The sequence below is a fragment of the Bilophila sp. genome (assembly GCF_057864385.1).
This window is the reverse complement of record NZ_DBMAFI010000003.1, coordinates 1-24,510: the sequence shown is the minus strand read 5'-3', so window position 1 is coordinate 24,510 and position 24,510 is coordinate 1. Positions and strand designations below refer to the sequence as shown.

Annotated in this window: 16 protein-coding genes; 6 read left to right on the top strand and 10 right to left on the bottom strand. The window is 58.9% G+C overall.

Translation table 11 applies throughout. The features are described 5' to 3' along the window. Positions 1–298: 298 nt before the first annotated feature. The 5 genes from ACZM8Y_RS01360 to ACZM8Y_RS01340 form a co-directional block, all read right to left on the bottom strand. Positions 299–1,207, bottom strand: coding sequence for a DMT family transporter (locus ACZM8Y_RS01360; protein ID WP_482333908.1), 909 nt, complete (start codon positions 1,205–1,207; stop codon positions 299–301). A gap of 741 nt (positions 1,208–1,948) precedes the next feature. Then, positions 1,949–3,025 carry an ABC transporter substrate-binding protein gene (locus ACZM8Y_RS01355; RefSeq protein ID WP_479858753.1) on the bottom strand — a complete coding sequence of 359 codons (1,077 nt, stop codon included), beginning with the start codon at positions 3,023–3,025 and terminating at the stop codon, positions 1,949–1,951. A 168-nt stretch (positions 3,026–3,193) separates the two neighbouring features. After that, on the bottom strand, positions 3,194–4,294 hold the full coding sequence (locus ACZM8Y_RS01350; protein ID WP_479858754.1) for a DmpA family aminopeptidase: 1,101 nt from the start codon (positions 4,292–4,294) through the stop codon (positions 3,194–3,196). Then, complete coding sequence (locus tag ACZM8Y_RS01345; protein ID WP_482333426.1) at positions 4,291–4,938, bottom strand: GntR family transcriptional regulator; 648 nt, start codon at positions 4,936–4,938, stop codon at positions 4,291–4,293. Before ACZM8Y_RS01345 ends, ACZM8Y_RS01350 begins: the two co-directional genes overlap by 4 nt. Before the next feature lie 1,406 nt (positions 4,939–6,344). Next, positions 6,345–7,493, bottom strand: coding sequence for an MFS transporter (locus ACZM8Y_RS01340; RefSeq protein WP_482333428.1), 1,149 nt, complete (start codon positions 7,491–7,493; stop codon positions 6,345–6,347). Here ACZM8Y_RS01340 and ACZM8Y_RS01335 point away from each other — a divergent pair. After that, positions 7,475–7,711 (top strand): hypothetical protein, encoded by a 237-nt coding sequence (locus ACZM8Y_RS01335; RefSeq protein WP_487480194.1) that lies wholly within the window; start codon positions 7,475–7,477, stop codon positions 7,709–7,711. The two genes, ACZM8Y_RS01340 and ACZM8Y_RS01335, sit on opposite strands and share 19 nt — an antisense overlap. 490 nt (positions 7,712–8,201) lie before the next feature. After that, positions 8,202–8,435 (top strand): hypothetical protein, encoded by a 234-nt coding sequence (locus ACZM8Y_RS01330; protein WP_487480195.1) that lies wholly within the window; start codon positions 8,202–8,204, stop codon positions 8,433–8,435. Between the two features lie 150 nt (positions 8,436–8,585). Here ACZM8Y_RS01330 and ACZM8Y_RS01325 read toward each other — a convergent pair whose 3' ends face one another. Further along, positions 8,586–9,941: a 5'-deoxyadenosine deaminase gene (locus ACZM8Y_RS01325; RefSeq protein WP_482333430.1), complete on the bottom strand. Its 1,356-nt coding sequence runs from the start codon at positions 9,939–9,941 to the stop codon at positions 8,586–8,588. A 532-nt stretch (positions 9,942–10,473) separates the two neighbouring features. Here ACZM8Y_RS01325 and ACZM8Y_RS01320 point away from each other — a divergent pair. After that, positions 10,474–12,090 carry an amidohydrolase gene (locus ACZM8Y_RS01320; RefSeq protein ID WP_482333432.1) on the top strand — a complete coding sequence of 539 codons (1,617 nt, stop codon included), beginning with the start codon at positions 10,474–10,476 and terminating at the stop codon, positions 12,088–12,090. 1,060 nt (positions 12,091–13,150) lie between these two features. On the opposite strand, the gene ACZM8Y_RS01315 is transcribed toward ACZM8Y_RS01320, so the two are convergent. Together ACZM8Y_RS01315 and ACZM8Y_RS01310 are read right to left on the bottom strand one after the other, a co-directional pair. After that, positions 13,151–14,335 carry an MFS transporter gene (locus tag ACZM8Y_RS01315; protein WP_302552659.1) on the bottom strand — a complete coding sequence of 395 codons (1,185 nt, stop codon included), beginning with the start codon at positions 14,333–14,335 and terminating at the stop codon, positions 13,151–13,153. A gap of 328 nt (positions 14,336–14,663) precedes the next feature. Beyond that, positions 14,664–16,223: a BCCT family transporter gene (locus ACZM8Y_RS01310; RefSeq protein ID WP_482333434.1), complete on the bottom strand. Its 1,560-nt coding sequence runs from the start codon at positions 16,221–16,223 to the stop codon at positions 14,664–14,666. 421 nt (positions 16,224–16,644) lie between these two features. Between ACZM8Y_RS01310 and ACZM8Y_RS01305 the strand changes: the two genes are divergently transcribed. The 3 genes from ACZM8Y_RS01305 to ACZM8Y_RS01295 all read left to right on the top strand — a co-directional run bounded on the left by ACZM8Y_RS01305 (position 16,645) and on the right by ACZM8Y_RS01295 (position 20,459). Beyond that, positions 16,645–18,531 carry an alkaline phosphatase family protein gene (locus ACZM8Y_RS01305; protein ID WP_489501509.1) on the top strand — a complete coding sequence of 629 codons (1,887 nt, stop codon included), beginning with the start codon at positions 16,645–16,647 and terminating at the stop codon, positions 18,529–18,531. 415 nt (positions 18,532–18,946) lie between these two features. Continuing rightward, positions 18,947–19,501, top strand: a complete 555-nt coding sequence (locus ACZM8Y_RS01300; protein ID WP_479860002.1) for a hypothetical protein — start codon at positions 18,947–18,949, stop codon at positions 19,499–19,501. A gap of 730 nt (positions 19,502–20,231) precedes the next feature. Further along, on the top strand, positions 20,232–20,459 hold the full coding sequence (locus ACZM8Y_RS01295; RefSeq protein ID WP_482334726.1) for a hypothetical protein: 228 nt from the start codon (positions 20,232–20,234) through the stop codon (positions 20,457–20,459). 212 nt (positions 20,460–20,671) lie between these two features. On the opposite strand, the gene ACZM8Y_RS01290 is transcribed toward ACZM8Y_RS01295, so the two are convergent. Beyond that, positions 20,672–21,688, bottom strand: coding sequence for a DMT family transporter (locus ACZM8Y_RS01290; RefSeq protein ID WP_482334724.1), 1,017 nt, complete (start codon positions 21,686–21,688; stop codon positions 20,672–20,674). 1,110 nt (positions 21,689–22,798) lie between these two features. Then, positions 22,799–23,506 carry a GntR family transcriptional regulator gene (locus tag ACZM8Y_RS01285; RefSeq protein WP_479859238.1) on the bottom strand — a complete coding sequence of 236 codons (708 nt, stop codon included), beginning with the start codon at positions 23,504–23,506 and terminating at the stop codon, positions 22,799–22,801. Positions 23,507–24,510 lie beyond the last annotated feature (1,004 nt).

Here is a 24,510-nt window from a genome sequence, read left to right as displayed (position 1 = left end):
TGAAGGGAAGAGCCCCATGAGTGGGGGTAAAGGCTTTCAAGAAATAAAGTATCAACCATTTTCTATGGAAGAACCCCACAAATGGGGGAAAGGCGGGGAAAGCCGAGGTATCAGCATCCCGGTTGGAGGGAACAGGGGAAGGCTCACGCCGGGCAGGGCGGCTCGCATGTCCTCATCGGCGGCCCCCCGCGAGCGGGCAAGGCTCCACACGGAAAAGGGGCAGCTCCGGCAGAGAAAGGAAACCCCGCGAACAAGGGAAGGCCACACATGCCTTTGGGGGCACGCGGGGCCATCCCCGTCATTGCCCTTGCGGGCGGGGGGCGAGTTTTCCGCTGGACGGCTGGGCGGACGGGCAGGCTACGAGGATGAGGACACTGCCGAAGATGAGGGCAATCCCCACGGCGGCGGACAGTGACAACGGCTCATGGAGGAAGAAGATCCCAAGGCAGGCCGCGGAGAGGGGCTCCGCAAGGCTGAGGGTCGAGGCTGTGGCGGCGGGCGTCACCTTGAGCCCGGCGAGGGTGAGGGAAAAAGCGATGGCCGTGGTTACAGCCCCAAGGTGCAGGGCCACGAGTGCGCCCACGGGGGTCGCCAGCCATGCAACCGGGTAGATCCAGAAGACGGGCAGCATACACAGCCCGCTCAGGAGGCACAGAACCATCATGACGGAACCGGGCGAGGCGTTCTGGGCCAGCGGCTTGCTGAACACGAAGTAGCAGGCATAGGAGAATCCCGCGAGCAGGGGGAAGGCCATGCCCGCGAAGCTGGCCCCGTCCACGGCGTCGGCGTTGAGCAGGAGCAGCCCGATCAGGGCGATCCCGGTGGCGGGATACCATGCCTTGGCGGGCTTTTCGCGCAGGAAGATCAGTCCGAGCAGGGCCACGACGATGGGCGAGAAGCCGATGGCGACCACGGTGCCCACGGCAACCCCGGCTTCGAGCACGCCCCGGAAAAAGAAGAACTGGAAGCCGAGCAGGGCAAAGGCGGAGGGGATGACGCAGCGCATGGGCCAATGCCAGAACCGGGGCAGATCCCCCCGGAACGCGCACCACAGGAGCAGGGACAGCCCGCCGACGAGCATACGCAGCGCGCCGATGACATAGGGCGTCGCCCCTTCCGGGGCAAGGGCTTGGACAGTCCCCGTGGTGCTGAAACACAAGGCCCCAAGAAGGATGAGGAGGGGCCCTCTGACAAAGGATGTGCTCATGGCTGCTTTCCTAAAGGCTGTATCATGGGAAACGGTTAATGCTTTCTTTCTTGAAATTTCAAAGGAATAACGAATAAAATGCCCCAATCTGGAGCCCATCAGCGAAAAAAATGAGAAAAAGTCTCTATTTTCCCGCATACTGCAAAAATAAGATAACCTTATACCATGACAGAGCCTTCCTGAAAGGGGCAGGGCAACCGGCAGGCCCGTTTTCCCCGGACAACGCTTTTCCCCAGCGCAATACGTCTTATCCCAAAAGCAGCCCGCACCGAATCAGGCTCGCGGACAGGGATTCGATAAACGCAAAAGTCTTGGGAGAGGGCTCCGGCAAGGGGTACGCTCATGGCTGCTTTCCTAAAGGCTGTATCATGGGAAACGGTTAATGCTTTCTTTCTTGAAGTTCCAAAGGAAGAACGAATAAAATGCCCCAATCTGGAGCCCATCAGCGAAAAAAATGAGAAAAAGTCTCTATTTTCCACATACTGCAAAAATAAGGCAATCCTATGCCATGACAGAGCCTTTCTGAAAGGGGTGGGGCAACCGGCAGGCCCGTTTTCCCCGGACAACGCTCTTCCCCAGCGCAATGCGCCTTATCCCAAAAGCAGCCCGTACCGAAGCAGGCTCGCGGACAGGGATTCGATAAACGTAAAAGTCTTGGGAGGGGGAGGGGTGGGGGAAGCCTTTCTTCAGAAAGGTTCCCCCTCCCCTCCCCAATTTCCTCCCAAATCTTCCCTATCCCGACTACTTCTGCTGTTCCTTCAAGAGCTTCAGATACTTGCCGGTCGCATACTTGCCGTCGGAAACCTTGGCGGCTTCATCGGCGGTGATGCGGCCCACGTTCGAGAAGAAGGCGGCGATGTCGGACTGGTGGAGCTGCGCCTGGCTCGGCCCCTTGGAGTCGTCGAAGATGGCGAGCTGTTCGTCAAGGTTGCTGACGGGGTGCGTCTCAAGGTCGAGCAGGGCCTGATTGTAGTTGTATTCCTTGCCCACAAACTCCAGATAGAACTTCTGGTATTCCTCGACGAACTGCTTGGGCGGCGTATTCTTCATGAGATCCACCGCGCGCATGTATACGCTGAGGAACTTCGCGGCCACATCGGGATGGGCTTCGGCGTACTTGGTGTCGGCGATGAGCACGATGGGGTTGGACTTCTTGCAGTGCACGATGTCGCCCGCGAAGACCACGCCGCCCTTTTCCTGAATGATGAAGGTGTGTGGGGCCCAGATGGCGATGCCGTCGCCGATGTTGTTTTCAAACGCGCCCACGACCTGCGACTGATCCATGTTCTTGATGACCACGTCGCTGTCCTTGAGGCCGAGGACGTTGAGCCATGTGCTGAGGGCGTAGTGCGACGAGGTCAGCGTAGTGGCGAGGAAGGTCTTGCCGCGCACGGTTTCAGGGCTGCCGTAGACTTCGGGGTAGTCCTTGTTCCAGCCCTTGACCTTGGCGATGGGGCTGTCGGCGCGGACGACGACGGAGGTGCAGAGCGCGGCCTCGTTGTTGGCCTGCGCGATGATGGAGGTGCCGTAGCGCAGGTTGCCGAGCATGGCGGGCAGGGCGCCCACGGCGGCGAAACGCCATTCACCGGCGGGCAGGGCGTTGAGGATGTCCGGGCCGGAGTTGAACAGCTTCATTTCGATGTCAAGCCCGGCTTCCTTGTCCCAACCCTTTCCCTTGGCGTACCACATCAGGAACGTCTCGTGCTCGTCCAGCCATGCGGTGGGGACTTTGACGAGATCAGCCGAGAAGGCGCTGCCCACGGTCAGGTTCAACACGCAAAGGGTTGCAGCCATGATGCCTAAAAAGCGCTTCCACATAAGGGACTCCTTGTTTATGTGGGACGCTCCCGTATAGGAGCGCCCTTTTTTGGCAAGAGGTTGTCTCACGGTGAAAACCGGGCTCTTCAAACATTGCTCCGCCCATCCCTTTCCGGGGATAAGGGGGGGCCGCCGCGCCCGTTGCGGGGGGGTGCGGCGCGGCGGCCTCTAGAGGGATTCGTAACGCCGCATGATCCCGCGCACCTCGTCGAGCGGCAGCGCGTACATGCGCCGCCCAAGGATGCCGTCCGTGTCCGTCGCCGCGCACATGGCGTTGACGATGGCTTCGTGGGTGGCTTCGACCGTGGCGCGGAACAGGGGGTCCATGCAGCCGTGCGACAGGGTGCGCACGGTATGCTCACGCGGGCCGCCCCCGGCGTTGTTGCCAAGCCGGTTGGCGGTGGAAAAGGCGATGAAAATATCTCCCGATCCGTCGAAGGCGAGGCCCCCGGTGCGTCCGAGGCCGAGACCGGCGCGGCGGGCCAGCCGCTTGCACTGGTCAGGGGTAAGCGGGGCGTCGGTGGCGACGACGATGATGATCGAGCCGTCCTCTTTGGGCATGGGCTGGGACGCCTGTTCCTTGCCGGGGATGCGCGAGGTGGGGATGTGCCTGCCCACGGGCACGCCGTTGATGAGCAGATCCTCACGCTTGCCGTAGTTGCCTTGAATGAGCACGCCCACGGTATAGCCGCCGAGCTCCTTGGGGAGCACGCGGGAGCTTGTCCCTATGCCGCCCTTGAATTCGTGGAGGATCATGCCGGTGCCGCCGCCGACGCAGCCTTCCGCCACCGGGCCGGAGGCCGCCGAATCGAGCGCGGCGTACAGGTGCTCAGGCCGCACATGCATCCCGTTGATGTCGGAAAGCCAGCCGTCCCATGTCTCGCCCACGACCGGGAGCATCCAGTACGAGGAACCGTCGGTCTTTTGGCGTTGGGCGTAATAGCTGATCATGGCGTCGCGCACGACGCCGAGGCTGTGCGTGTTGGTCAGGGCGATGGGCGTGGTGAGCAGGCCCGATTCCTCGATCCAGTGGCAGCCGGAAAGCTCGCCGTTCCCGTTCAGGCTGAACACGCCCGCATACATGGCGTTTTCCACGATGTCCTCGGCGGGGAGCACGACGGTGACGCCCGTGCGGGCGATGCCTTCGATGGGGCCCGGCCCCTCCTTGATGACGGTGGAATGCCCCACGCGCACGCCCTTGACGTCGGTGACGGCGTTGTATTCCCCGCAGGGGAACCCTTCGATGCGCGCGATGTCTCTGATTCTCATGATTCGGTTCCTTGCTGCCAGTTGAACGACCAATGGACTTGCGTGACGTAGCGGGAAAGCTCTTCGGCGGTGCCGGATTCAAACAGCTCGATGATCCGGCCGTGCTCGGCGTGGTCGGCCGCGCAGAACGCCTTGCCCCAGTCCCTCTGGGAGAACTGGAACAGCCGCAGCCGGTTGATGCGCAGGAGCTTCCTGAGGAGGGCGCTGGTTTCCAGCTCAAGGTACGTCTCGTGGAAAGCCAGATTGATGCGGTTGTACTCGTCGCTGGAAATGTTCTGCGTTCCGGGGTGCATTCGGGCGTTGAGCTCTTTGAGGCGGGCGATGTGGCCCGGCGTCATGCGGGGGAAGACGTTGCGGATGACCTGCCCGTCAAGCACGCCGCACACCTCATAAATCTCCCGCTTCTCCTCTTCGGAAAGGACGTTTACCATGACCCCGCGCTGCGGATAGAGGGTCACGAAGCCTTCCGCCTGAAGTTCCAACAGGGCGTCGCGCAGCGGCGTTTTGCTGATGTTGAGGGCCTCGGCCAGCTTGTTCAGGCTGATGGCCTCGCCGGGGACGATGATCCCCTGCTGGAGATCCGAGAGGATCCGCTCGTAAACGGCCGTCCTCAACAGGCCGGGGTTCGTATTCAGTCTGATCATGCTGGCATTCCTTGCTGTTGGGGTAGTGATATACTAATATATTAGTTGACGCAAGCCTCGTGTGCCCTTTCCCCAAAAATATTTGGCTCCGCCACGGCATGTGGTTGTTTCACCTCTACACTATGCTGAAATGACGTTTTTTCTTCAGGTGTTCCGTCGGTGGGATTCATGGCTGAGGCACGTTGCCAGCTATTCCCTAGGATTCAAGGAAGAAGGCATCAGTCCTTTCCCACGGCAGGGGCTATTCCCCGTCCGCCCCTGTTGCTTGACGGAAAACAGCCCCGCGCCTTTCCCGGAAAAGAGGGGAACCCTGCGGGCGCGGGATTTCCCGCGCAACGACGGGCTTGCAGGATTACCGAGCTGGCGGGAATACCGTGGGTACGGGATTTCCGGCAGCTTGATCCGCGGGGCCTGCAAAAAAAGATGGGGAGAATCCCGCGGGTGTGGGGCTTCCGGGACTCCCTTCAATGACCGGGGTGAGGCCGTAGGGGAATCCCCTGCAGGGCGGGGCTCCCCTCTCTTCGCTCCAGAAAGCAGCCTCATCCAAGGGGAACCCCTGCGGGCGTGGAGCTTCCCGCCGCCCGCCGCCGGGGGAACAGGGGGAGGAAGGAACCCCTGTGGGTGTGGGGCTTCCTGACGCTTGAGAAGATTCCCACGGCTAACACTGGAGGAATCCCTACGGGTGCGGGCTTCCACGATGAAGCGGTGCCGAGCGACCACGATGGGGGTGAATCTTTGCGGATGCGGGGCTTCCGACTTTGACACGTTCTTTTCCTGCTCGATCAAGGGGGAATCCTTGCGGGTGGGGCTTCCTACGGACGGCTGCGCTTCGTCAGCAGGTACGGGGGAGAACCGGTGGAGTCCATCAACAGGAAAACTGAAAAAGGCTTTGCCAGCAGGTACGGTGAACCCTTGCAGGTGTGGGGCTTCCTCCTTCCAACCGATCCAGCGGTTGCCCTGATCGGGGGAAACCCTACGGATGCGGGGCTTCCGGCTGCGCGTTGCCAAAGAAGATCTCGGCAAGGTGGAACCCCCTGCGGGGGCGGGATTTCCGGCCTCCATCCTTCCTCCATCCTTGATTCCCATTCCAATAAGATGGGGAAACCCCGCAGGGCATGGCTTCCGGCCATAGCCGCCTTTCCGCCGTGCGGAGCGGCGGGGCGGCCCGCCGGGAAGCGGGCGGGGACGCCGCTCCTGAAGGCCCTATGGCGGGAACCGTCCGCAGCATCAACGCCAAATACAAGGCCCCCCAGCCGCCGCAGCAGGTAGGGGGGCCGCTTCAAAGCCGATGCCAAAGCCAGCCGTGGCAAAGGCCGTCAAGCCCGGCCCCACTGAAAGCGCGGGCATACGGCCCATCAGCCCCGGCGGGGCAGGCAGGGGCAGCGCGAAACGCCGATGCCCCGCGCCTAAGACGATTTCGGCACCGCTTTGAAGGCAAAACTCCCTCCCACCAGCAAAAGGCAAAGGGCAAGAGGTAAAAGCAATGCCTTGTCAAGGCCGATGTTATTGGCAAGAAATCCTAATGTCGGAGGCACGATAAGCAGCCCGCTGTACCCAAAAAGCGACACTATTGCGCTTGCGTCGTTAGGCGGTATGAGGCCGGAAACACCGGCACGGCTTAAAACAATGGGCATGACGGGAGCAAGGCCCAACCCAATAAAGGAATAACCGATAAGGCATACTGTCGGCCAAGGTGATTCAAGCACGATATACATGCCTGCGCTTGCTGCTATTGTTCCGCCGAATAATAGCGGAAAGTCTCCAAAATATTCGCGCATGCGGTCGCCAAATAACCTTGCTAATGCCATGAGTGCTGAAAATACGCCGAAGCTTAAAGCTGATACCCCTTCGTCCGCACCCTTGACCGTATGCAGAAAGATCCCTCCCCATTCGGCTACGCTTCCTTCGGAAATGAAGGCGCACAGCGCCATGAGGCCACAAAAGATGATAAATGGCGGAATTTTATATTTCTTTTTCTCATGTGAAGCCGCTTGTATGTCGTCATGCAGATGGGACGATGCGAAATGCCAAAAAAAGAAGAGCGCTATCACGGAAAGGGCATAATTGATATAAACGGTGATGTCCAAAGATGCGAATAGGGCCCCTATTGAAGAGCCGGATAAACATCCGACACTATAAAAGGCATGCATTACAGACATATAAGCATGGCGTGTTTTTATTTCAAGCAATATCGCCTGGGTATTCATGCATACGTCAAATAATGCGGTACAAAAACCAAATAAAAAACATGCCGCATATAACATGGCAATGGAAAAAGAAAACCCGATAAGCATAAGCACCAAAAGCAGTGCGGCACTTATAGTCTTTAACATTGTCCGAGACTGAATAAGCCGAAGCAAAGGGCTTGCGCCGATGAACCCGATAACGGATCCAACCCCTAATGAAAGCAAGGCCAAGCCAATCTGTGCTTCGTCGGCTTGGGTTTGTGCTTTAATCGCAGGCAGACGCGAAGAAAATAATCCGTAAACTATACCCGCACAGAGGAAAAAGAAAAGACAGCCTAAAATCGATGCTTGTGGAAGACGTAGCTTCATGGTTTTTCTCCAATAAAGTCGGAAAAGCCAAAAAAAAGGATAAGAGTGTCAAAAGACACTTCTTATCCAACTGTGCGCCGCGCATGCGCCAATCCTCCGAAGGAGCTTTGGCTTCTAAAAAAAACGTTTTTTACTGTCAAGCATTACAGAAAAAAATCCTGTGCTGCGGGGAAGAATTGATGGGCGGGAAAAAAGCCTCGGATCGTGTCGTCAATTAGATATAATCTATTGAAATTATTTAACTATATTTAAGCTATAAAAATATTTTTTAATAATTTCAAATAATTGTATGTAAAATAACGACACGATCTAAAAAAGAGGTGCAGGATTGACCACCCAGCCCCGCAGGGGTGCGTCCCCGCAATTGCGGAACCACACGTGCTGGTGCAGGGAGGCTCGTTTTTGAACGAGGCGCGTCCCCGCAATTACGGAACCACGGGACGCCCCGGCAGGGTTCTCACCTCCGCCGGGGCGTTGCCCCATCTTAGGGGCGGCAAAACGGGCCTCCCCGCTAGGGCGTGTTCACACTATGCTGCATTTTTCCCATGACTGAGGCGGATTGGAAGGAACATTCAGCATCGCTCAAAAATGAGGATAACCATTTGTAAATGATGTTTATTCCCGGTTGTGTGAACAGGCCCTAGGCCGTGTCGTCAATTAGATATAATCTAATGAATCCATTTGATTATTTTGGCTCTGTCATAGTATATGGTTGCTTCATCTTTACAACGCGGTGAAAATGCAGACTTTTTCTCCATCTTTTCCCTTGGCGGAATTCATAGCCAAGGCATTTTGCCGGTTATTCCTTTGGAACTTCAAGGAAAAAAGCATCAACCATTTTCTAGGACACAGCCATTATTTTTCAAGCCGCAACAGATTGCCTTCAATAATTTTAAAGGCTCTGTTCTAATATGTGGTTGTTTCTTCTCCACAGTGCGGTGAAAAATACAGCCTTTTTTCCAGTTTTCCCCTTGGCGGGATCCACTGCCAAGGCCTTTTCCGGTTATCCCTTTGGAGTTTCAGGGAAAAAGCATCAACCACTTTCTATAACACAGCCATTTTAAATTGTTCCATGCAAGATGACGACACGGCCTAGTGCGCGAACAGCGGCGCGACGTCCGGGCTGCGGAGTATCCGGGCGCAGGCGTTTTCCGCATCGCGCAGGCACTCTTTGAGATCGAGGGACGCATATTTCCCGTCCCGGTACAGGAAAACGCCGTCGACCATGGTCGCTTCCACGTTCTCGTGCGTGGCCTGATAGACCACCTGCGCCACCGGATCGCGCCCGATGCGGGGGGCCATGTTCAGCCTGTCCGGGTTGATGACGGCAAGGTCGGCCTTCTTGCCGGGTTCGAGGGAGCCGAGCTCGTCCTCTTGCCCCATCGCCCGCGCACCGCCGAGGGTGGCCATTTCCAGCGCCTGAAGCGGGGACAGGGCCGTGGGGCGGTTGGTGCGCACCTTCTGGAGGATGCCCGCCTGCCGCAGTTCCACGAGTGCATCCATATGGTTGTGGGCCCCGTCGAGCCCGATCGCCACCCGGCACCCGGCGGCAAGCATCTCGTCTATGCGGGCAATGCCGGACGCGAGCTTCATGTTGGAGGACGGGCAGTGTACGGCATGGGTGCCCGTGTCCGCGAGGATGCGGATCTCGTCGTCGTCGATCCAGATGCAGTGGGCGAGGATCACGTCCTCCCCGGTGTAGCCGATGGAGTGCAGGTAGCGGAGGTTGCGCATGTGGACGAGGCTTTCCACATAGGCGCACTCGCCCTTGTTTTCTGAGGCGTGGGTGTGCAGGCGCACGCCGTTGGCCCTCGCCATATCGCGGGTGCGCGTGAGGAGCTTTTCCGTGCACGAGGGCACGAAGCGCGGCGCGAAGGCGTAACGGAGCCTGCCCCCCGCGCTCATGTGCCAGCGGTTCATGAGCCGTTCGCTCTCGCGGAGGCAGGTTTCGGTATCCTCCATGAGCGCGGCGGGAACGTCCGTGCCGCCCATATCGAGCATGCACTTGCCGAACAGCCCGCGCATCCCCACGTCGCGCATGGCCTCGAAAATGGCGTCCTGACAATGGGCCGTGCCCATGTCGATGAAGGCCGTGACCCCGCTGCGCAGCCCTTCGGCGGCGGCGAGGCGGGCGGCCGCCGCGTTGGTTTCGGGCGTGTGCGCGCCTTCGAGGGGCCAGATCCGGCGCTGGAGCCAGTCCATGAGTTCCATTTCGTCGGCCAGCCCCCGGAACAGCGACTGCGTGACGTGCATATGGCTCTGGATGAGGCCCGGAATGACGATGCGCCCGGAAAGGTCGATCCGTTCCGCATCGGCGTTTTCCGGGCGTCCGGCCAGCCCCGGCCCCATGTCCGCGATGACACCGTTTTCAATGAGGATGTCCGTGTCCAAAACATCCCGCGCGGGGTTCATGGTAATGACGGTTGCGTTGGCGAGCAGTGTGCGCATGTGTTTTCTCCTGTCGTGAACCGTGGCGTCACGTTGTGGTTGGCCGGTATGGCGGGTGGGGATACCCGGAGGGAAACGCGAGGCCCTTCCCTGCCGTAGGCACCCCGCGGCCTTGATCCGGATCGCTGCTTTGGGAGCGGCTCCTTCCCTGCCGTGCGGCGCCCCTCCCGCACAATTCAGGCCGGCGGGCAGGGAAGGCGGAAGGGGCACGCTTCCGGGGCCCCTTCCGCATACTACGCCGTATCGTGTGATAATGGAATGTGCGTTCCGCCCCCATGCGGGGCCGGGCATTGATGGAACGGATGATGGGCCCGTCATCAAGTTCCGTTGCCGTGCGGGGCTGGGCCCGCCCGTTTCCCGTGTTGGATTCCGAGGCCGCCGCGCCCTTTTTCAGCTTGCGGCCCATCGCCTTCGCCGTGTACCGTGTGGTTAGTCTTTCAGGCTCGCCTGCGGCAAGCCCTCCAAAGCCGCGGGCCGGGGCTCGCTGTGCTGGCTTTTTGAACGGTTCTCATGTGTTGTCAAGGAGTTCCTTATGCGGTGCATTGAAAAGACGCTGTACACGAATGGGCGGATCGTCACGATGGACGCCGCCGGGAGCATTGCCGAGGCGGTGCTTGTGGCCGGGACCGTCATCGAAGCCGTGGGCTCGAAGGACGGGCTGGCGGCGCTGGCCGGGCCCGGCTGCCGGACCGTCGACCTCAAGGGCGCGTCCCTCTACCCCGGCTTCATCGACACGCACAGCCACGCCTCGCTGTACGCCATGTGGAAAACGCACTGCCGCTGTCCGGGCATCGCGCACCTCGAGGACGTGTACCCCCTGATCCGCAGGCAGGCCGAACGGGTGCGGGGCGACGACGGGATTGTGGTCTACAATTTCGACGATACCGACATCCCCGAACGGCGCGGCCCGACCAAGCGGGAGCTTGATGCGGTGATGCCCGACCGTCCCGTACTGGTCTTCCACATTTCGGGGCATACCTGCTACGCCAACTCGAAGGCGCTGGAGCGCATCGGCGTCAACCCGGACGCGCCTTTCGACGACGTGAACGTGTTCCTCGGCAAGGACGGCCTGCCCAACGGGTACATTGCGGAAGAGATGGCTTTCAAGGCCATGGGCGAACTCATGCCCGCGCTGGATCAGGAACGCCACAAGGCCCTCGTCCGCGAGTGCGTGGCGGAGTACAACGCGCAGGGCTTCACTTCCGCGCACGACTCGGCGGTGGGCATCGGCAACCTGAGCGCCGAAACCGTGTACCGCACCTATAACCAGCTGTACGAATCCGGCGAGCTGAACATGCGCGTCTATCTGGCGACGATGGAGCAGCCTTTCCGCAGGCTGGAGCCCACGGGCCTCCTCGACGGGCCGGGCAACCGCTTCGTGCAGTACTCGGCGGTCAAGACGCTTGCGGACGGCTCCATCCAGGCCGGGACCGCCGCCATCCCCGAAGGGTATTTCTTCGACCCCTCGCTCAGGCCGGGCATCATCGGCACGCAGGACTACTGGGACGAGATGGTCTACCATTGGCATTCGCGGGGCCGCCAGCTTTCCATCCACTGCAACGGCGTCGGGGCCATCGAAACCATCATCACGGCGGTGGAACGGGCGCAGGCCCGCTGCCCCCGCAAGGACGCCCGGCATCTGATCATCCATTGCCAGATGGCGACCGACGAGCATGTCCGGCGCATGAAGGAGGCGGGCATCCTGCCCTCGTTCTACGGGCTGCACGTCTGGAACTGGGGCGACCGGCACCGGGACATCTTCCTCGGCCCGGATCGGGCGGCGCGCCTTGACCCCGCCGGAAGCGCGGTGCGGGCTGGCCTGCCTTTCTCGCTCCACGCCGACACGCCGGTGCTGCCGCAGATGACCATGCTCTCCATCCATACCGCCGTGAACCGTGAAACCAAGGGCGGCGCGGTGCTTGGCCCGGATCAGCGCATCTCCACGCTGGAGGCCGTGCGCGCCTACACCTCCTACGCGGCGCTGTTCAGCCACAGCGAAACGTGGCGGGGCACCATCGAGCCCGGCAAGGTCGCGGACTTCGTGATCCCCTCGGAAGACATCCTGGAAGCCCCGGTCGGGCGGCTCAAGGGCATCACCTTCGCCGCGGCCATCGTGGACAATAGGGTCGTATACGGACAGCTTCCCTAGGCCGTGTCGTCGTTTTATATGTAACTATTTGAAGCTATTTAAAAATAATCTTTTCGTGACTTGAAAGATCGTTATATAATTTCAATAGATTATATCTAATTGACGACACGGCCTGGAGCGGAAAACGGGGAAAAGAGGGAAAGGCAGGGGGGAAATCTTTCTGAGGAAAGGCATTTCCCTCCCTTCCCCACCCCTGCCGGGCTGTGCCCCTTTCCAAAGGCCCCCGCTTTAGGTTCCGGCATAGGATGCGGCTGTTCCATCTCCGCAGCACGGTGAAAATACGGCCTTTTTCCCGTTTCCCGCTGGCGGCCCAACGGCTGTGGCAGATTGTTGGTCATCCCTTTGGAATGTGGAGAAAGCCTCAGCCGCTTCCTGTGGCGCGGCCTTATGTTATCGAATCCCCATGTTGGGGGGAATCTTTCCCATCCTTCCTACCCCTGCCGGGCCCTCTCCCTTTCCAAAGGCCCCTGTTTTAGGTTCCGGCATAGGATGCGGCTGCTCCATCTCCGCAGCACGGTGAAAATACGGCCTTTTTCCCCGTTTTCCGCTGGCGGCCCAACGGCTGTGGTAGCTTGTTGGCCATCCCTTTGGAATATGGAGAAAGCCCCAACCGTTTCCTGTGGCACGGCCTTATGTTATCGAATCCCTATGTTGGGGGGAATCTTTCCCATCTTCCCACCCCTGCCGGGCTCTCCCCCTTTCCAAAGGCCCCCGCTTTAGGTTCCGACATAGGATGCGGCTGTTTCATCTCCGCAGCACGGTGAAAATACGGCCTTTTTCCCCATTTCCCGCTGGCGGTCTAACGGCTGTGGCAGCTTGTTGGTCATCCCTCTGGAATGTGGAGAAAACCTCAGCCATTTCCCACGGTCTTATCTTATCGAATCCCTGCGTATTCCGGTTTCTTTTGGATTGGGGCGGAACATCGGAAAACGGGTGCCTTCCGCGTTGGCGGGGCGTCCGTTTTTTTACAGGGGGCGGCACTGTGCGGCCCCGCCCTTTCCGTGGGGCCGGGATCGGATCGTCCCAAACAGCCCCACCCTTTTCGCGTGGGCCGGGGGCCTCAGCGCAGCTTGTTTTTTTCGTACTGCGGGCCGATGACCTTCATATACAGCACGGCGGAGAAGAACAGCATGATCAGGCCGAGGATGAACGCGTGGTCGAAGCTGGATATTTCCGCGATGAGCCCGCCGAGGAGTACGGCCGCGCCGATGCCCACGTCCCACGCGATGAGGTAGGTGGCGTTGGCCGTGCCGCGCCGGGTGGGTTCGGCAAGGTTGATGAACAGGGTCTGGTAGGAAGGCGACATCATCCCGAAGCCGAGCCCGAAGGCCACGGCGGAGCCGAAGAACACGGTTTCCGTGGGCACGAAGAGGAAGAGCAGGGAAGCCAGCAGGATGGCGCTCTTGCCGCCGAGGATGAGCCGGCCGATGTAGCCTTTGTCGATCATGCCGCCCGCAAAAAGGCGGCTGAGGACGAGCCCAAGGGACATGAGCAGGAAGAAGTAGCCGGGGTTCGCCATGACGTGGCGTTCGCGGGCGAAGACGGACAGGTAGTTGACGAGCAGCCCATACACGAAGGCCATGAGCACCAGCCCGATGAAGGCGTAGGTGCCTTTTTTCAGGAAAAAGCGGTCAAGCGAGATTTTTTCGCCGCGGCTGAGGGTCACGCGCTGTTTCCTGACCAGCAGGCCGAGCAGGACGCCGCCCGCAGCGCAGCCCATCGCGGTGATGAACACGGCGTCGTATGATCCCGCCTCAAGGACGAGCATGCCGATCATGGGGCCGAGGGCCATAGCGAGCGATCCCATCATCCCGTACAGGCCGATGCCGGTGCCGAGCTTGGCGATGGGGATGACGTCGACGGCGAGGGTGGCGGCGGAGGTGGAAAGCGCGCCGAAGCTCATGCCGTGCAGCGCCCGGACGATGCCCACGAGCGCCAGCGCCTTGAACAGCAGGTACCCCTCGAACTGGGCGGCGAACAGGATGCCGCAGGCGAGGAAGAGCATCTTGCGCGGGAACTGATCCGCCAGAAAGCCGGAGATGGGGCGCATGACCAGCGCGCCGATCATGTACGCGGAAAGGATGATGCCCACGACGGACTTGGAGGCGTGCAGGCCGTCGAGCAGGTAGATCGGCAGGACAGGCACCATCATGAAGCTGGCGATGAAGAAAAGCAGGTTCGCGGAACAGACGGCAATAAAGCTCGGCGTGAACAACGCCTCTTTGGGACAAAGGCGACTGCGCATCAGGGCTCCTTTGTGTTGTCCGGGACGCTCCGGCATGGCGGCGCGCCAGCCGTGAAGGGATCTCCCGCCCGGAGGCGGCCTGCGATGACGTTACGTGTTTTGATGGGGAGCCGCAAGGCCGCAAAAAGGCGGGCCCAGCCCTCCATAATCCGGCGTAAACGCTAGCCAGGCGTCGACAAAGGACATTCGCCGCAAGGCATGGGAAAGGGATTTTTCGGGGGCGTGGGGCTTGCGCACCACGGCAATGCGGCGCACAGAAACGCAAAACCCGCCCCTATGCTGCCGGACATGGGGCGGGTTTTTGCTGGATCTGGTTCCGCGTCGGGCGTCAGTCCTTGGCCCGGTAGGTATGCAGCAGTTCCTTGCCGTCCTCGCGGATGATCTTCAGCCAGCAGGCCGTCAGGAGCAGTGACGGAAGAGCCATCAGCGCGCCGGAGAAGTTGCCGAAAATCTTCGCCACCTCAAGGCCGCCCATAGCCAGCAGCCCAAGCGCCAGCAGGCCCTGCGCCACGGCCCAGAACGTACAGTGGTAGCGGTGCGGGTCGGCGTCCACGGGCATCCTGCGGGTTGCGGTGGCGGAAACCACGTAACAGCCGGAATTGACCGTGGTGGCGAGGAAAATCGTGGAGAAGGCGCAGTAGACCAGCATGACGACCTTGCTGAACGGCAGCGTGTCGATGACGGCCATCATGGCGGCGGGCGCGCCCTGCGCCTTGAGGATGGATACGGCGTCGATGATGCCGTGGTACTGCGCCCACAGGGTATAGGAGCCGAACACGCCGTGGATCATGAAGCCGCCCGCCACCGTGCCGAACATCCCCCAGCCGATGACCTCGCGGACGGTGCGCCCCCGTGAGATGCGGGCGATGAACAGGCCCATGAACGGCCCGTACCCCGCCCAGAACAGGGCGTAGAAGATGGTCCAGTCGCGCGGGAAGGAGCCGTCGGAGAACGGGTTTGTCCAGAAGGTCATGTTCCAGAAGTTGCCGAGCATCCTGCCCACGGCGTTGGTGAAGATGTCGAACAGCGAGGCCGTGGGGCCGACCAGCGCGCCGTAGGCCACCATGGCGAGCGCGATGATCACGTTGAGGTCGCTGAGGCGCTTGATGCCCTTCTTGAGGCCGAGGTACACCGTGACGCCCGCAAGCAGCGCGCTCACGAGCAGGATGGCGATTTCAAGCCCGAACGAGGGCGTGATGCCGAACACCCGCGCCAGCGCGGCCTCCACCGTGGGCAGGGAGATACACATGGTCACGGCGGTGCAGAACATCAGGCCGAGGATGAAGAACACGTCCACGCAGCGCCCGATGAGGCCGTCCTTCTGTTTGCCGATGATCATGTCGGCGGCGGAGCTGATGCGCAGGAACGGCTTGCGGCGGATGTGGAACATGTAGGCGATGGGCAGGGCGGTGATGAAATAGGTGCACCACGCGTTCGGCCCCCAGTGCAACAGCAGGTAGGCGAGGGCCCAGTCATAGGCCTGAGTGCTCATGGGCGCGGCGTATTGCGGGGGCTGCACGATGTCCCACAAGGGCTCGATGATCGACCAGAACATGACCGCCCCGGCCACCCCGGAACAGAAGATCATGGCTATCCATGAGGACAGGGGGAATTCCGGCTTCTCGTCCGGGTCCCCGAACTTGATGTCGCCGTACCGGCTGCACGCGAAATACACGCACAGGACAATCAACCCCACCGTGATCCACAGGTAGAGCGTGCCGAAGTTCGCCGCGAACGGCTGGTAGATGGCGGCGACCACTTCTTCGGCGGCCTTGGGGTACAGGACGGCTGGAATGCTGATCAGGATGATGACCAATACGGAAGGGATGAAGATCCCCCACTCGGGACGCAAATCGTTGCCGTTGCCTTTGTCTGTAGCTTGGTTCATGCGCTCTCCTCAGCCCGGTCTGATTCGGGGCCGTAGTTTTGGCTGAGGGTGTTGCCAAGATTGTGCCAAAAGGAACATTTTCTTTCAATACACTGAATTAGCATGAAAGATGCTTTCATATGTCCCATATACGACATTTATGTCACCATTTGCGACAAAGGAGGCTTTTCTTTTCAGCCATTATGATTTCCATATGTTATGCCCGGCAATGAATGCCCTATGACAAGGTTGTCGCCTTTTGCGCCGCGAAGCGGGGCCCGTGCATCCCCGCGCATTGTCCAAAAAGGAGCAAAATATCCTGAAAGCGGCCCTGCGGGGCCTTTGGAAGCATCTGGCACGCATCTTGATACAGCCTTGCCGACGACACACCGGGCCGGCAAGCGGCCCTGAACCTTTGACCGCAATAGAGAAGGAGTCCGTGATGGCAGACAAAGCGAAGCGCGCCGCACTCATTGGGTATGACTGCCTCATCCCGAAACGTCTGGAAGCCATGCTGGCGCAGGGTGGGCTGGAAAACTTCCGTAAATTCATGGCTGAAGGCAGCTTCATCCCCGAAGGCTACAACCTGCCCACCGTCACCCCGCCGTCTTGGGCGACCATCTGCACGGGCGCCTATCCCCGCACGCACGGCGTGGAGGACTATTACTATTACCATGAAGGCCGCAGCCTCGATTACAAGGAAACCACGCAGGCGTTCGGCTCCGACATCGTGACCGCCGAAACCATCTGGGACGCGTGGGACAAGACCGGCAAGAAGTGCATTGTGGTCAACTACCCCATGTCGTGGCCTTCCCACATGAAGAACGGCGTCATGATCATGGGGCAGGGCCTCTCGCCCGCCGAAACCCGCTGGCCCCTGCACGGCAACGAGCACAAGGAATTCCTCGCTTCCGAAAGCGTGATCTCCACGGAATTTTACCCGATGGGCGTTCAGGGCTCCTTCGACGACGCCAAAGGCTGGAAGAACCTGCCCGAATGCGACGAACCGCTGGAAATGGCCGTGAACATGGTCTTTAAGGAATGCGTCGAGCCGGTCGAAGCCCAGACGTGGTATTGCCTCGCTTGGGAAAGCGGCGACGACGGCTATGACCGCATCGCCCTGTGCCCTGAAAAGGATTACTCGAAGGCGTTCTTCACCATCAAGCTCGGCGAATGGAGCGAGCCGGTTCAGCATGACTTCACCATCAAGGCCGACGGGCGTACCGAAAAGGGCGTGTTCCGCTGCAAGCTGATGCAGCTCTCCGACGACGCCGAGGAATTCAAGCTGTACATCTCCGGCATCGCGGGCCGCATCGGTTTCGTCGCTCCCCCAGAAGCCGCCGATCAGATTGATTTTTCCAAGCACATCACCGCGAACGACATCGGGCTGGTGGCCTTCCTCCACGGCATCATCGACACCGATACCGTGTGCGAGCTGGTGGAGTTCCACAGCGCATGGCTCTGGAACACCATCGAATCCCTGCTCAAGGCCAACCCGGACTGGGATCTGTTCTACATGCACTCCCACCCCATCGACTGGTTCTATCACGGCTGGCTGAGCGAGCTGGACAGCAAGGACCCTGAAGTCCGCGCCCGCGCCGAAAAGATGGAGCGCCACATTTACGAAGTGGAAGACCGCCTTCTTGGGCGCCTCATGGACATCATGGGCGACGACACCCTGATGTGCGTGTGTTCCGACCACGGCGCGACCCCGATGGGCCCGATCCTGAACACCGCCCACGCCCTCAAGGAAGCGGGCCTGTGTTCCTACGAGCCCAAGAAGTCCGAGAACTACTGGGACATCTATGAAGAGACCGAAGGCTTCAACTACGTGCTCGACGTGAGCAAATCCCTTGCTGTCCCGCAGCGTTACATGTTCGTGTATGTGAACCTCAAGGGCAAGTACCCCGGCGGCATCGTCGAGCCTGAGGATTACGAGAAGGTGCGCGGCCGGATCATCGACGCCCTGCTCGACTACAAGCATCCCGAAACCGGCGAGCGGCCCGTGCTCCTCGCTGTGCGCAGGGAAGACGCGCATGTCTTCGGCATGGGCGGCGCGCAGGCGGGCGACGTGGTGTACGTCCTCAAGCCGGAATATATGGCGGAACACGGCTACGGCCTGCCCACCGGCGAATCCGGCTGCGGCAGCCTCAAGAACCTCCTCATGTTCCGCGGCCCGAACATCAAGAAGGGCTACCGCTACACCCGCCCGCGCTGGCTGGCGGACATCGTGCCCACCCTCTGCTACATGACCGGCGGCCCAGTGCCCGCGGACGCCGAAGGCGCGCCCATTTACCAGATCATGGAAGACCCCAATCTGGTGAAGTAGGCTGAGCGGATGAAGAAACCGGGGGAGGGGGGCTCTTTTGGAAAGTGTCTCCTTCTCCCCTCCCCGGCCCCTCATCCCCCAAATGTTTTGGCTGGCGGGGAGGCCGCGCGGCGGGAGTTCCTGCCGGGCTGGAAAGGGGATGTTCGTTAGGCTGTGCCATTAGGAAATGGTTGATGCCTTATTTCTCGAAACTCCAAGGGGATAACCAATAAAATCCCTCAACAGAGAGTCCGTCAACGGGGAAATGAGGGAAAAAGTCTCCCTTTTCACCATACTGTGGAGATGAAACAACCATATTCTATGCCGGAGCCGTTCTTAATACCCCATCTTTCGCGGTTGGCAGGGAGTTCCCGCCGCGTGGGAAGGGGGACAAACAACAACGGGTTACTGCCCGTCGAATAAGGAAAATATCGTCATGGCTGAAAAGAAGGCCCTTCTCGTGTTGGCAGATGCGCTTGATCTCAACGGTTCCGGCGAGGCGCTGGACAAGCTGAAGAAAAAGGCCGCCGTGCTGCCCCATGCGGATGCCGCCGGGCTCAAGGAACTGGCCGTCGCCCTCGGCGGGGTTTGCGCCGACGCCTCCGGCATCGAAGCCGCGTTTGAAGCTGACGCCGCGCTGGTGATCGTCGAAGGCGCGGACGCCCTCGCCCCGGCCCTTGAAGCCGCCGACCGCCGCACGCTGGTTGTGGTCGCTTCCGCTTCCGGCACGGCCTTCTACGGGCTTGCCGTCAATGCCAAGGCGGGCACCGTCGGGCGTGCCGTCAATGCGCAGGACATCGCCGTGACCATCGCCACCATCGCCGACATCCCCGTCGACGAGTCCTGCACCGGCGCGATCATCTATCAGGTGATGAAGAACCCCAACCTCAAGCTGGAAGAAATCAAGAAGCTCAAGGAAGCCCTCGTCCGTATGGAGTCCGTCATCCAGCGCGACAACCGCGAGCCTTGGGACAAGCACGACTGCGCATAAGCGGTTTGTTTGAAGCATTGGGGAAGGGAGGGAAAACTTTTCTGAAGAAAAGCTTTTCCCTCCCTTCCCCAAACCCCATCCATCCCTTTCCAAAGACTTTTGCGTTTATCGAATCCCTGTTCGGCATTTTCCCGTGATATGGGAGGTGGTTGCCCCGTATGACGGGCTTTGTGCGTACAGTCCTTCATTTCAAAGCCATTCAAGTAAGAAGGATGAAGGGGCCCTGCCTTTTCTATTTTTCATCTTTTTCTATCTTTTCTTAACTCCGTTCTGCTAACTGGTTTATTTTGTAATTTTTGAAATAATAAGAAAGGTTGTGTCATAAATAGTTGATGCTTTTTCCCTGAAATTCCAAAGGAATAATCAACAAAATACCTTGGCTATGGATTCCGCAGCTATGAATTCCGCCGATGGGAAAACTGGATAAAAAGCCTGTATCTTCACCGCGCTGTTGAGATGAAACAACCGCATGTATGACAGAGCCAATTTAAACACTTTTTAGAAGAACAGAGTTTTTTCTTTGCCTCTGTCATAGTATGCGGTTGTTTTTATAATATAATGAAAATACATGTGTTTTTCAAATTTTTGCTGATGGCTCCAGATTGGGGGCATTTTATTGGTTATTCCTTTGAAATTTGAAGGAATAAAACATCAACTGAAGTTTGAGGAAATAAAGTATCAACCGCTTCCTATGACACAGCCTTTTCTTTTATCCATGTAACCGGGAGGCATGCGCATCCGAAATGTTCCTGCGTGCCGCCCCCCCTGCGAGGGCCTGAACCTGTTTGCCGAGCATGGCGAGGGCGACGGAGGAGCCGATAAGGAGCACGCCGCCGACGAGTGCGGGCGTAAAGGGCTCGTTGGAGTTATCCGGGGCGGCACGGCAACGGCGAAAAGGCGGGGAAAGCAGTTTTCCTCGCCTTTTGTTTTTGAAGGGCGTGTTGGGTTGTGGGGTTAAGCCGTTTTTCTTTGCAGTTTTCAGGCGAGGGCCTGAACCTGTTTGCCGAACATGACGAGGGTGACGGAGGAGCCGATAAGGATCACGCCGTCGACGAGTGCGGGCGTAAAGGGCTCGTTGGAGTTATCCGGAGCGGCACGGCAACGGCGAAAAGGCGGAGAAAGCAGTTTTCCCCGCCTTTTGTTTTTTGAAGGATGCGTTGGGCTGTGGGGTTAAGCTGTTTTTCTTTGCAGTTTCCGGGCGAGGGCCTGAACCTGTTTGCCGAGCATGACGAGGGTGACGGAGGAGCCGATAAGGAGCACGCCGCCGACGAGTGCGGGCGTAAAAGGTTCGTTGAAGACGATGATGCCTACGAAAACGGCTGTAAGGGGTTCCATGACGCCGAGGACGGACGTCAGGGTCGAGCCGATGCGCTGGACGGCGAGCACGAGGGTGAGGTTGGGCAGCACCGCCGTGATTACGGCGAGCAGGGTTGCCATCATGAATTCCCACCATGAGGACAGGGGCTGGAAGGTTCCCGTGCCGACGGCATTGGCGAACGCAAACGCCGCCCCGAAGAGCAGCACGTAGAAGGTCATGACGAGGCCGTTCATGTTCCTGATCCCCGCGACGTGGATCCCCGTGATGTACAAGGCGTTGCAGAAACCCGAAAGGAGCATCATGCCCACGCCGAGCAGGGTGACGGGCTTGCTGCTGTCCCCCCCGATGGAAAGCAAGGCCACCCCCGCCACGGCAAGCATGATGGAACAGGCCGTGATCAGGGAAAACTGCTCATGGAAAAAGGCGATCATGAGCAGCATGACCATAACGGGGTACAGGAACTGGATAGTGGTGGCGACGCCGCTCGGCATGTGGTTCAAGCCGTAAAAAAGCAGCAGCGCTGCCGCGGTATACATGAAGCTCATGCCCGCCAGCTTGCACAGATCGATTGCTCTGGCATGGAAGCGCTCCCGCCGCAGCACAAGCACGGCCCCAAGCGTCAATGAGGCGATAAGGAATCGGTAGAACAAGACCGAAGCCGGAGAAACCCCGTCGTGGATCAACGGCAGAGTGAACAGCGGGATCAGCCCGAACGTCGCGGAAGAAAACAGCCCCAGAAAAAAGCCCATGAATGCCTCCCTATTCCGGCGGCGTGCCGGCAGGCTCCCCCCGCCTCCCCGTTTCGGAACGGAACTCCCCGTGCGGGCGCGGCGGCTCCGCTCACGCTTGGCTGTGCGGACAAGGTGCATGAGAATTCCCCATGTGGGCGGGGCGGCTCCTCCCAAAGGGGGAGTTATGTCCGTGATGAAGTAGAAAGATGAAGTAGAACTCCCAGTACGGGCGGCCCCGCCCGGTCTTGCCTTATCAACATTGGGCGTAAGGCACAATGGCATCTTTTCCGGCTTTCCGCCCTCATGGTTTTGCCCTGTTTCTCGCTCCATCGGAAGACCGGAAAAAAGGAAGGCCGGGCTTCCCCGACCGTTTGGCGGCTTCAACGCTTCTCCCGGAAAGAAAACGGCAAGGGTGTATGAACGGGCAATGGCGTTTCCCAGCCCGGAGGGAGACGTTTACGTTTTCAATGGAATGGCGCCATGACAAGTCAAGAGGACGGCTGAATGATTTCAAAGGCTCTGTTATGGCATGTGGTTGTTTCATCTCCACAGTGCTGTGAAAATACAGCTTTTTTCTCCGGTTTTCCCTTTGGCGGGATTCACGGCTAAGGCCTTTTTCCGGTTATCCCTTTGGAACTTCAAGAAAAAAAGCATCAACCATTTTCTATAACACAGCCATTTCAAAAGGCTCTGTCATAGTACACGGTTGTTTTGTTTTATCAATATGCTGAAGATATATAACTTTTTTCCAATTTTTCCGCTGGTGGCTCCATGATTGGGGGATTTTATTGGTTATTTCCTTGGAATTTCAAGAAATAAAGCATCAGCCGTTTTCTATGACACGGCTTTTCAAAATACATTAGATAGTGCCGTTAGTTTGATATAATCTATTGAAATTATTTAGCTATTTTTCAAGCCACAAAAAGATTGTTTTAAATAATTTCAAATGGTTATATGTAAAATGACGACACGGCCTAGAAAAGCGAATGTCCCCCGGAGGGACGCGCCGTAGCCTCCCGCTTCTTGCAGGCTCAACTGTGGAAGGCCGTGCCAGAGAAAATGGCTGATGTTTTTTTCTGAAGTTTCAAAGGGGTAACCGGAAAAATGCCGTAGGTATGGATTCCGCCAAGGGGAAAGCTGAAGAAAAAGGCTATATTTTCACCGTGCTGTGGAGATGAAACAGCCGCATATATGGCAGGGCCGTTGTGGAACGGCGTTCCCTTTTGCGGTTGCTCCAACGCCGGGGCGTCATTTCTTCTGATCGAAGTCGTAATAGAGTTTGAGATATTTTTTGTGAACCTCATAAGACCAGTGTTCAATACGGAAGATGCTGACGGCAGCTTCGCGGTTGCCGAGTTTGACGGAATCGATGAAACGCTGATGTGTATTGAGGTTCATGGATTCCCATTCGTAGGAATACTGGCGGCGCGGGAAGTCGTAGAGGCGGCGGCGCAGCGGGATGAGCGTCTGTTCGAGCAGGATATTTGCGGAGAGCGACAGGAATATGCCGTGAAAACGGATATTTTCATCATAATATTCCGTATAGTCGTTCTTTTTGAGCAGTTCCCACTGTCTTTCATTGGAGGCCTCAAACTGCCGGACATGGTAGGTGGTGAGCTTGCCGAAGACTTCATTGAGGCAGTCGGCCTCGATGGAACCGATGATTTGGTACGCGCTTTTGATGAAATCCTGCGTGATGGGGTTGATGTAGACGCCCTTGCGGGGCAGGATGGTTACGAAGCCTTCCGCTTCGAGGCGGATAAGGGCGTCGCGCAAGGGTGTCTTGCTGACTTCGAGGGTTTCACAAATGCTGTCCTGATCGAGGAATTCGCCATACCGCAGGTTTCCCGCACGCATGGCGTCCTTGAGGTATTGATAGACACGCTCGCGGAGGGAATCGGCTTTTGGATCCTCGCCAGGTACGACACCTTTACCGGGCTTTTGGGAATGGTTCACCCTCGCCCTCCCGTTATTCATAGATATATGAGATTGCCATATGCGGCATGGATCGGCCCCTGAGATCAAGGAAAAAGTGCGGGGCGGAAGTTCTTGGCATGGGGAATCCTGCATGGTTGGAGGCGTTTGATTTTTCCGCTGGGCAATATCTTATGGGGCCTGTACGTTTTTGATATATGAAAAGGGTCGATGAAGAACGTAGCGTATCCGCAGGGCGTGGTAAAGCGTTTCCGCGCGTTGCCGTTTGCGGGGTCGGAGATGCCCGGCGCGTTCGTGCCGTGAAGCTTGGAGCGTTCGGTTTGAAGCCGACGCTGGCCCGCAGCCCTGAAAAGGGAAGGCTCTGTTGTGGTGGAAACCTGCTTTCGGGCCCGTGGGCCGCAACCCTGACCTTTGCGGGGCAGGACGCGGAAGAAGTGGCATCCCGCCCAGCGGCTGTATGGCGTATTTGCAGGGGGTGGCAAGGAAACGGCTGGAAAGGCGCGTTGGAAAGGGTGGCTTCAATTGGAGAAGCGCGCCCCAATTGCAGCCAACCTGTCTCACTCAACGGCGGGCCGTTTGCGGGGGCGGAGATGCCCGGCGCGTTTGTGCCGGGAGGCTTGGAGCGTTCGGTTTAAAGCCGACGCTGGCCCGCAGCCCTGAAAGGGAGCGGCTCCGTTGTGGTGGAAACCTGCTTTCGGGCCCGTGGGCCGTAACCCTAGCCTTTGCGGGGCAGGACGCGGAGGAAGTGGCATCCCGCCCAGCGGCTGTATGGCGTATTTGCAGGGGGTGGCAAGGAAACGGGCTGGAAAGGCGCGTTGGAAAGGGCGGCTTCAATTGGAGAAGCGCGCCCCAATTGCAGCCAACCTGCCCCACTTAACGGCGGGCTGCTTGCGGGGTCGGAGATGCCCGGCGCGTTCGTGCCGGGAGGCTTGGAGCGTTCGGTTTGAAGCCGACGCTGGCCCGCAGCCCTGAAAAGGGAACGGCTCCGTTTTGGTGGAAACCTGCTTTCGGGCCCGTGGGCCGCA

Coding starts and splice junctions, on each gene's coding strand:
- ACZM8Y_RS01340 (WP_482333428.1), bottom strand. CDS start 7,493: ATGAAGCTACGTCTTCCACAAGCATCGATTTTAGGCTGTCTTTTCTTT.
- ACZM8Y_RS01325 (WP_482333430.1), bottom strand. CDS start 9,941: ATGCGCACACTGCTCGCCAACGCAACCGTCATTACCATGAACCCCGCG.
- ACZM8Y_RS01305 (WP_489501509.1), top strand. CDS start 16,645: ATGGCAGACAAAGCGAAGCGCGCCGCACTCATTGGGTATGACTGCCTC.
- ACZM8Y_RS01295 (WP_482334726.1), top strand. CDS start 20,232: ATGCGCATCCGAAATGTTCCTGCGTGCCGCCCCCCCTGCGAGGGCCTG.
- ACZM8Y_RS01345 (WP_482333426.1), bottom strand. CDS start 4,938: ATGATCAGACTGAATACGAACCCCGGCCTGTTGAGGACGGCCGTTTAC.
- ACZM8Y_RS01320 (WP_482333432.1), top strand. CDS start 10,474: ATGCGGTGCATTGAAAAGACGCTGTACACGAATGGGCGGATCGTCACG.
- ACZM8Y_RS01300 (WP_479860002.1), top strand. CDS start 18,947: ATGGCTGAAAAGAAGGCCCTTCTCGTGTTGGCAGATGCGCTTGATCTC.
- ACZM8Y_RS01315 (WP_302552659.1), bottom strand. CDS start 14,335: ATGCGCAGTCGCCTTTGTCCCAAAGAGGCGTTGTTCACGCCGAGCTTT.
- ACZM8Y_RS01355 (WP_479858753.1), bottom strand. CDS start 3,025: ATGTGGAAGCGCTTTTTAGGCATCATGGCTGCAACCCTTTGCGTGTTG.
- ACZM8Y_RS01330 (WP_487480195.1), top strand. CDS start 8,202: ATGGTTGCTTCATCTTTACAACGCGGTGAAAATGCAGACTTTTTCTCC.
- ACZM8Y_RS01290 (WP_482334724.1), bottom strand. CDS start 21,688: ATGCACCTTGTCCGCACAGCCAAGCGTGAGCGGAGCCGCCGCGCCCGC.
- ACZM8Y_RS01310 (WP_482333434.1), bottom strand. CDS start 16,223: ATGAACCAAGCTACAGACAAAGGCAACGGCAACGATTTGCGTCCCGAG.
- ACZM8Y_RS01350 (WP_479858754.1), bottom strand. CDS start 4,294: ATGAGAATCAGAGACATCGCGCGCATCGAAGGGTTCCCCTGCGGGGAA.
- ACZM8Y_RS01360 (WP_482333908.1), bottom strand. CDS start 1,207: ATGAGCACATCCTTTGTCAGAGGGCCCCTCCTCATCCTTCTTGGGGCC.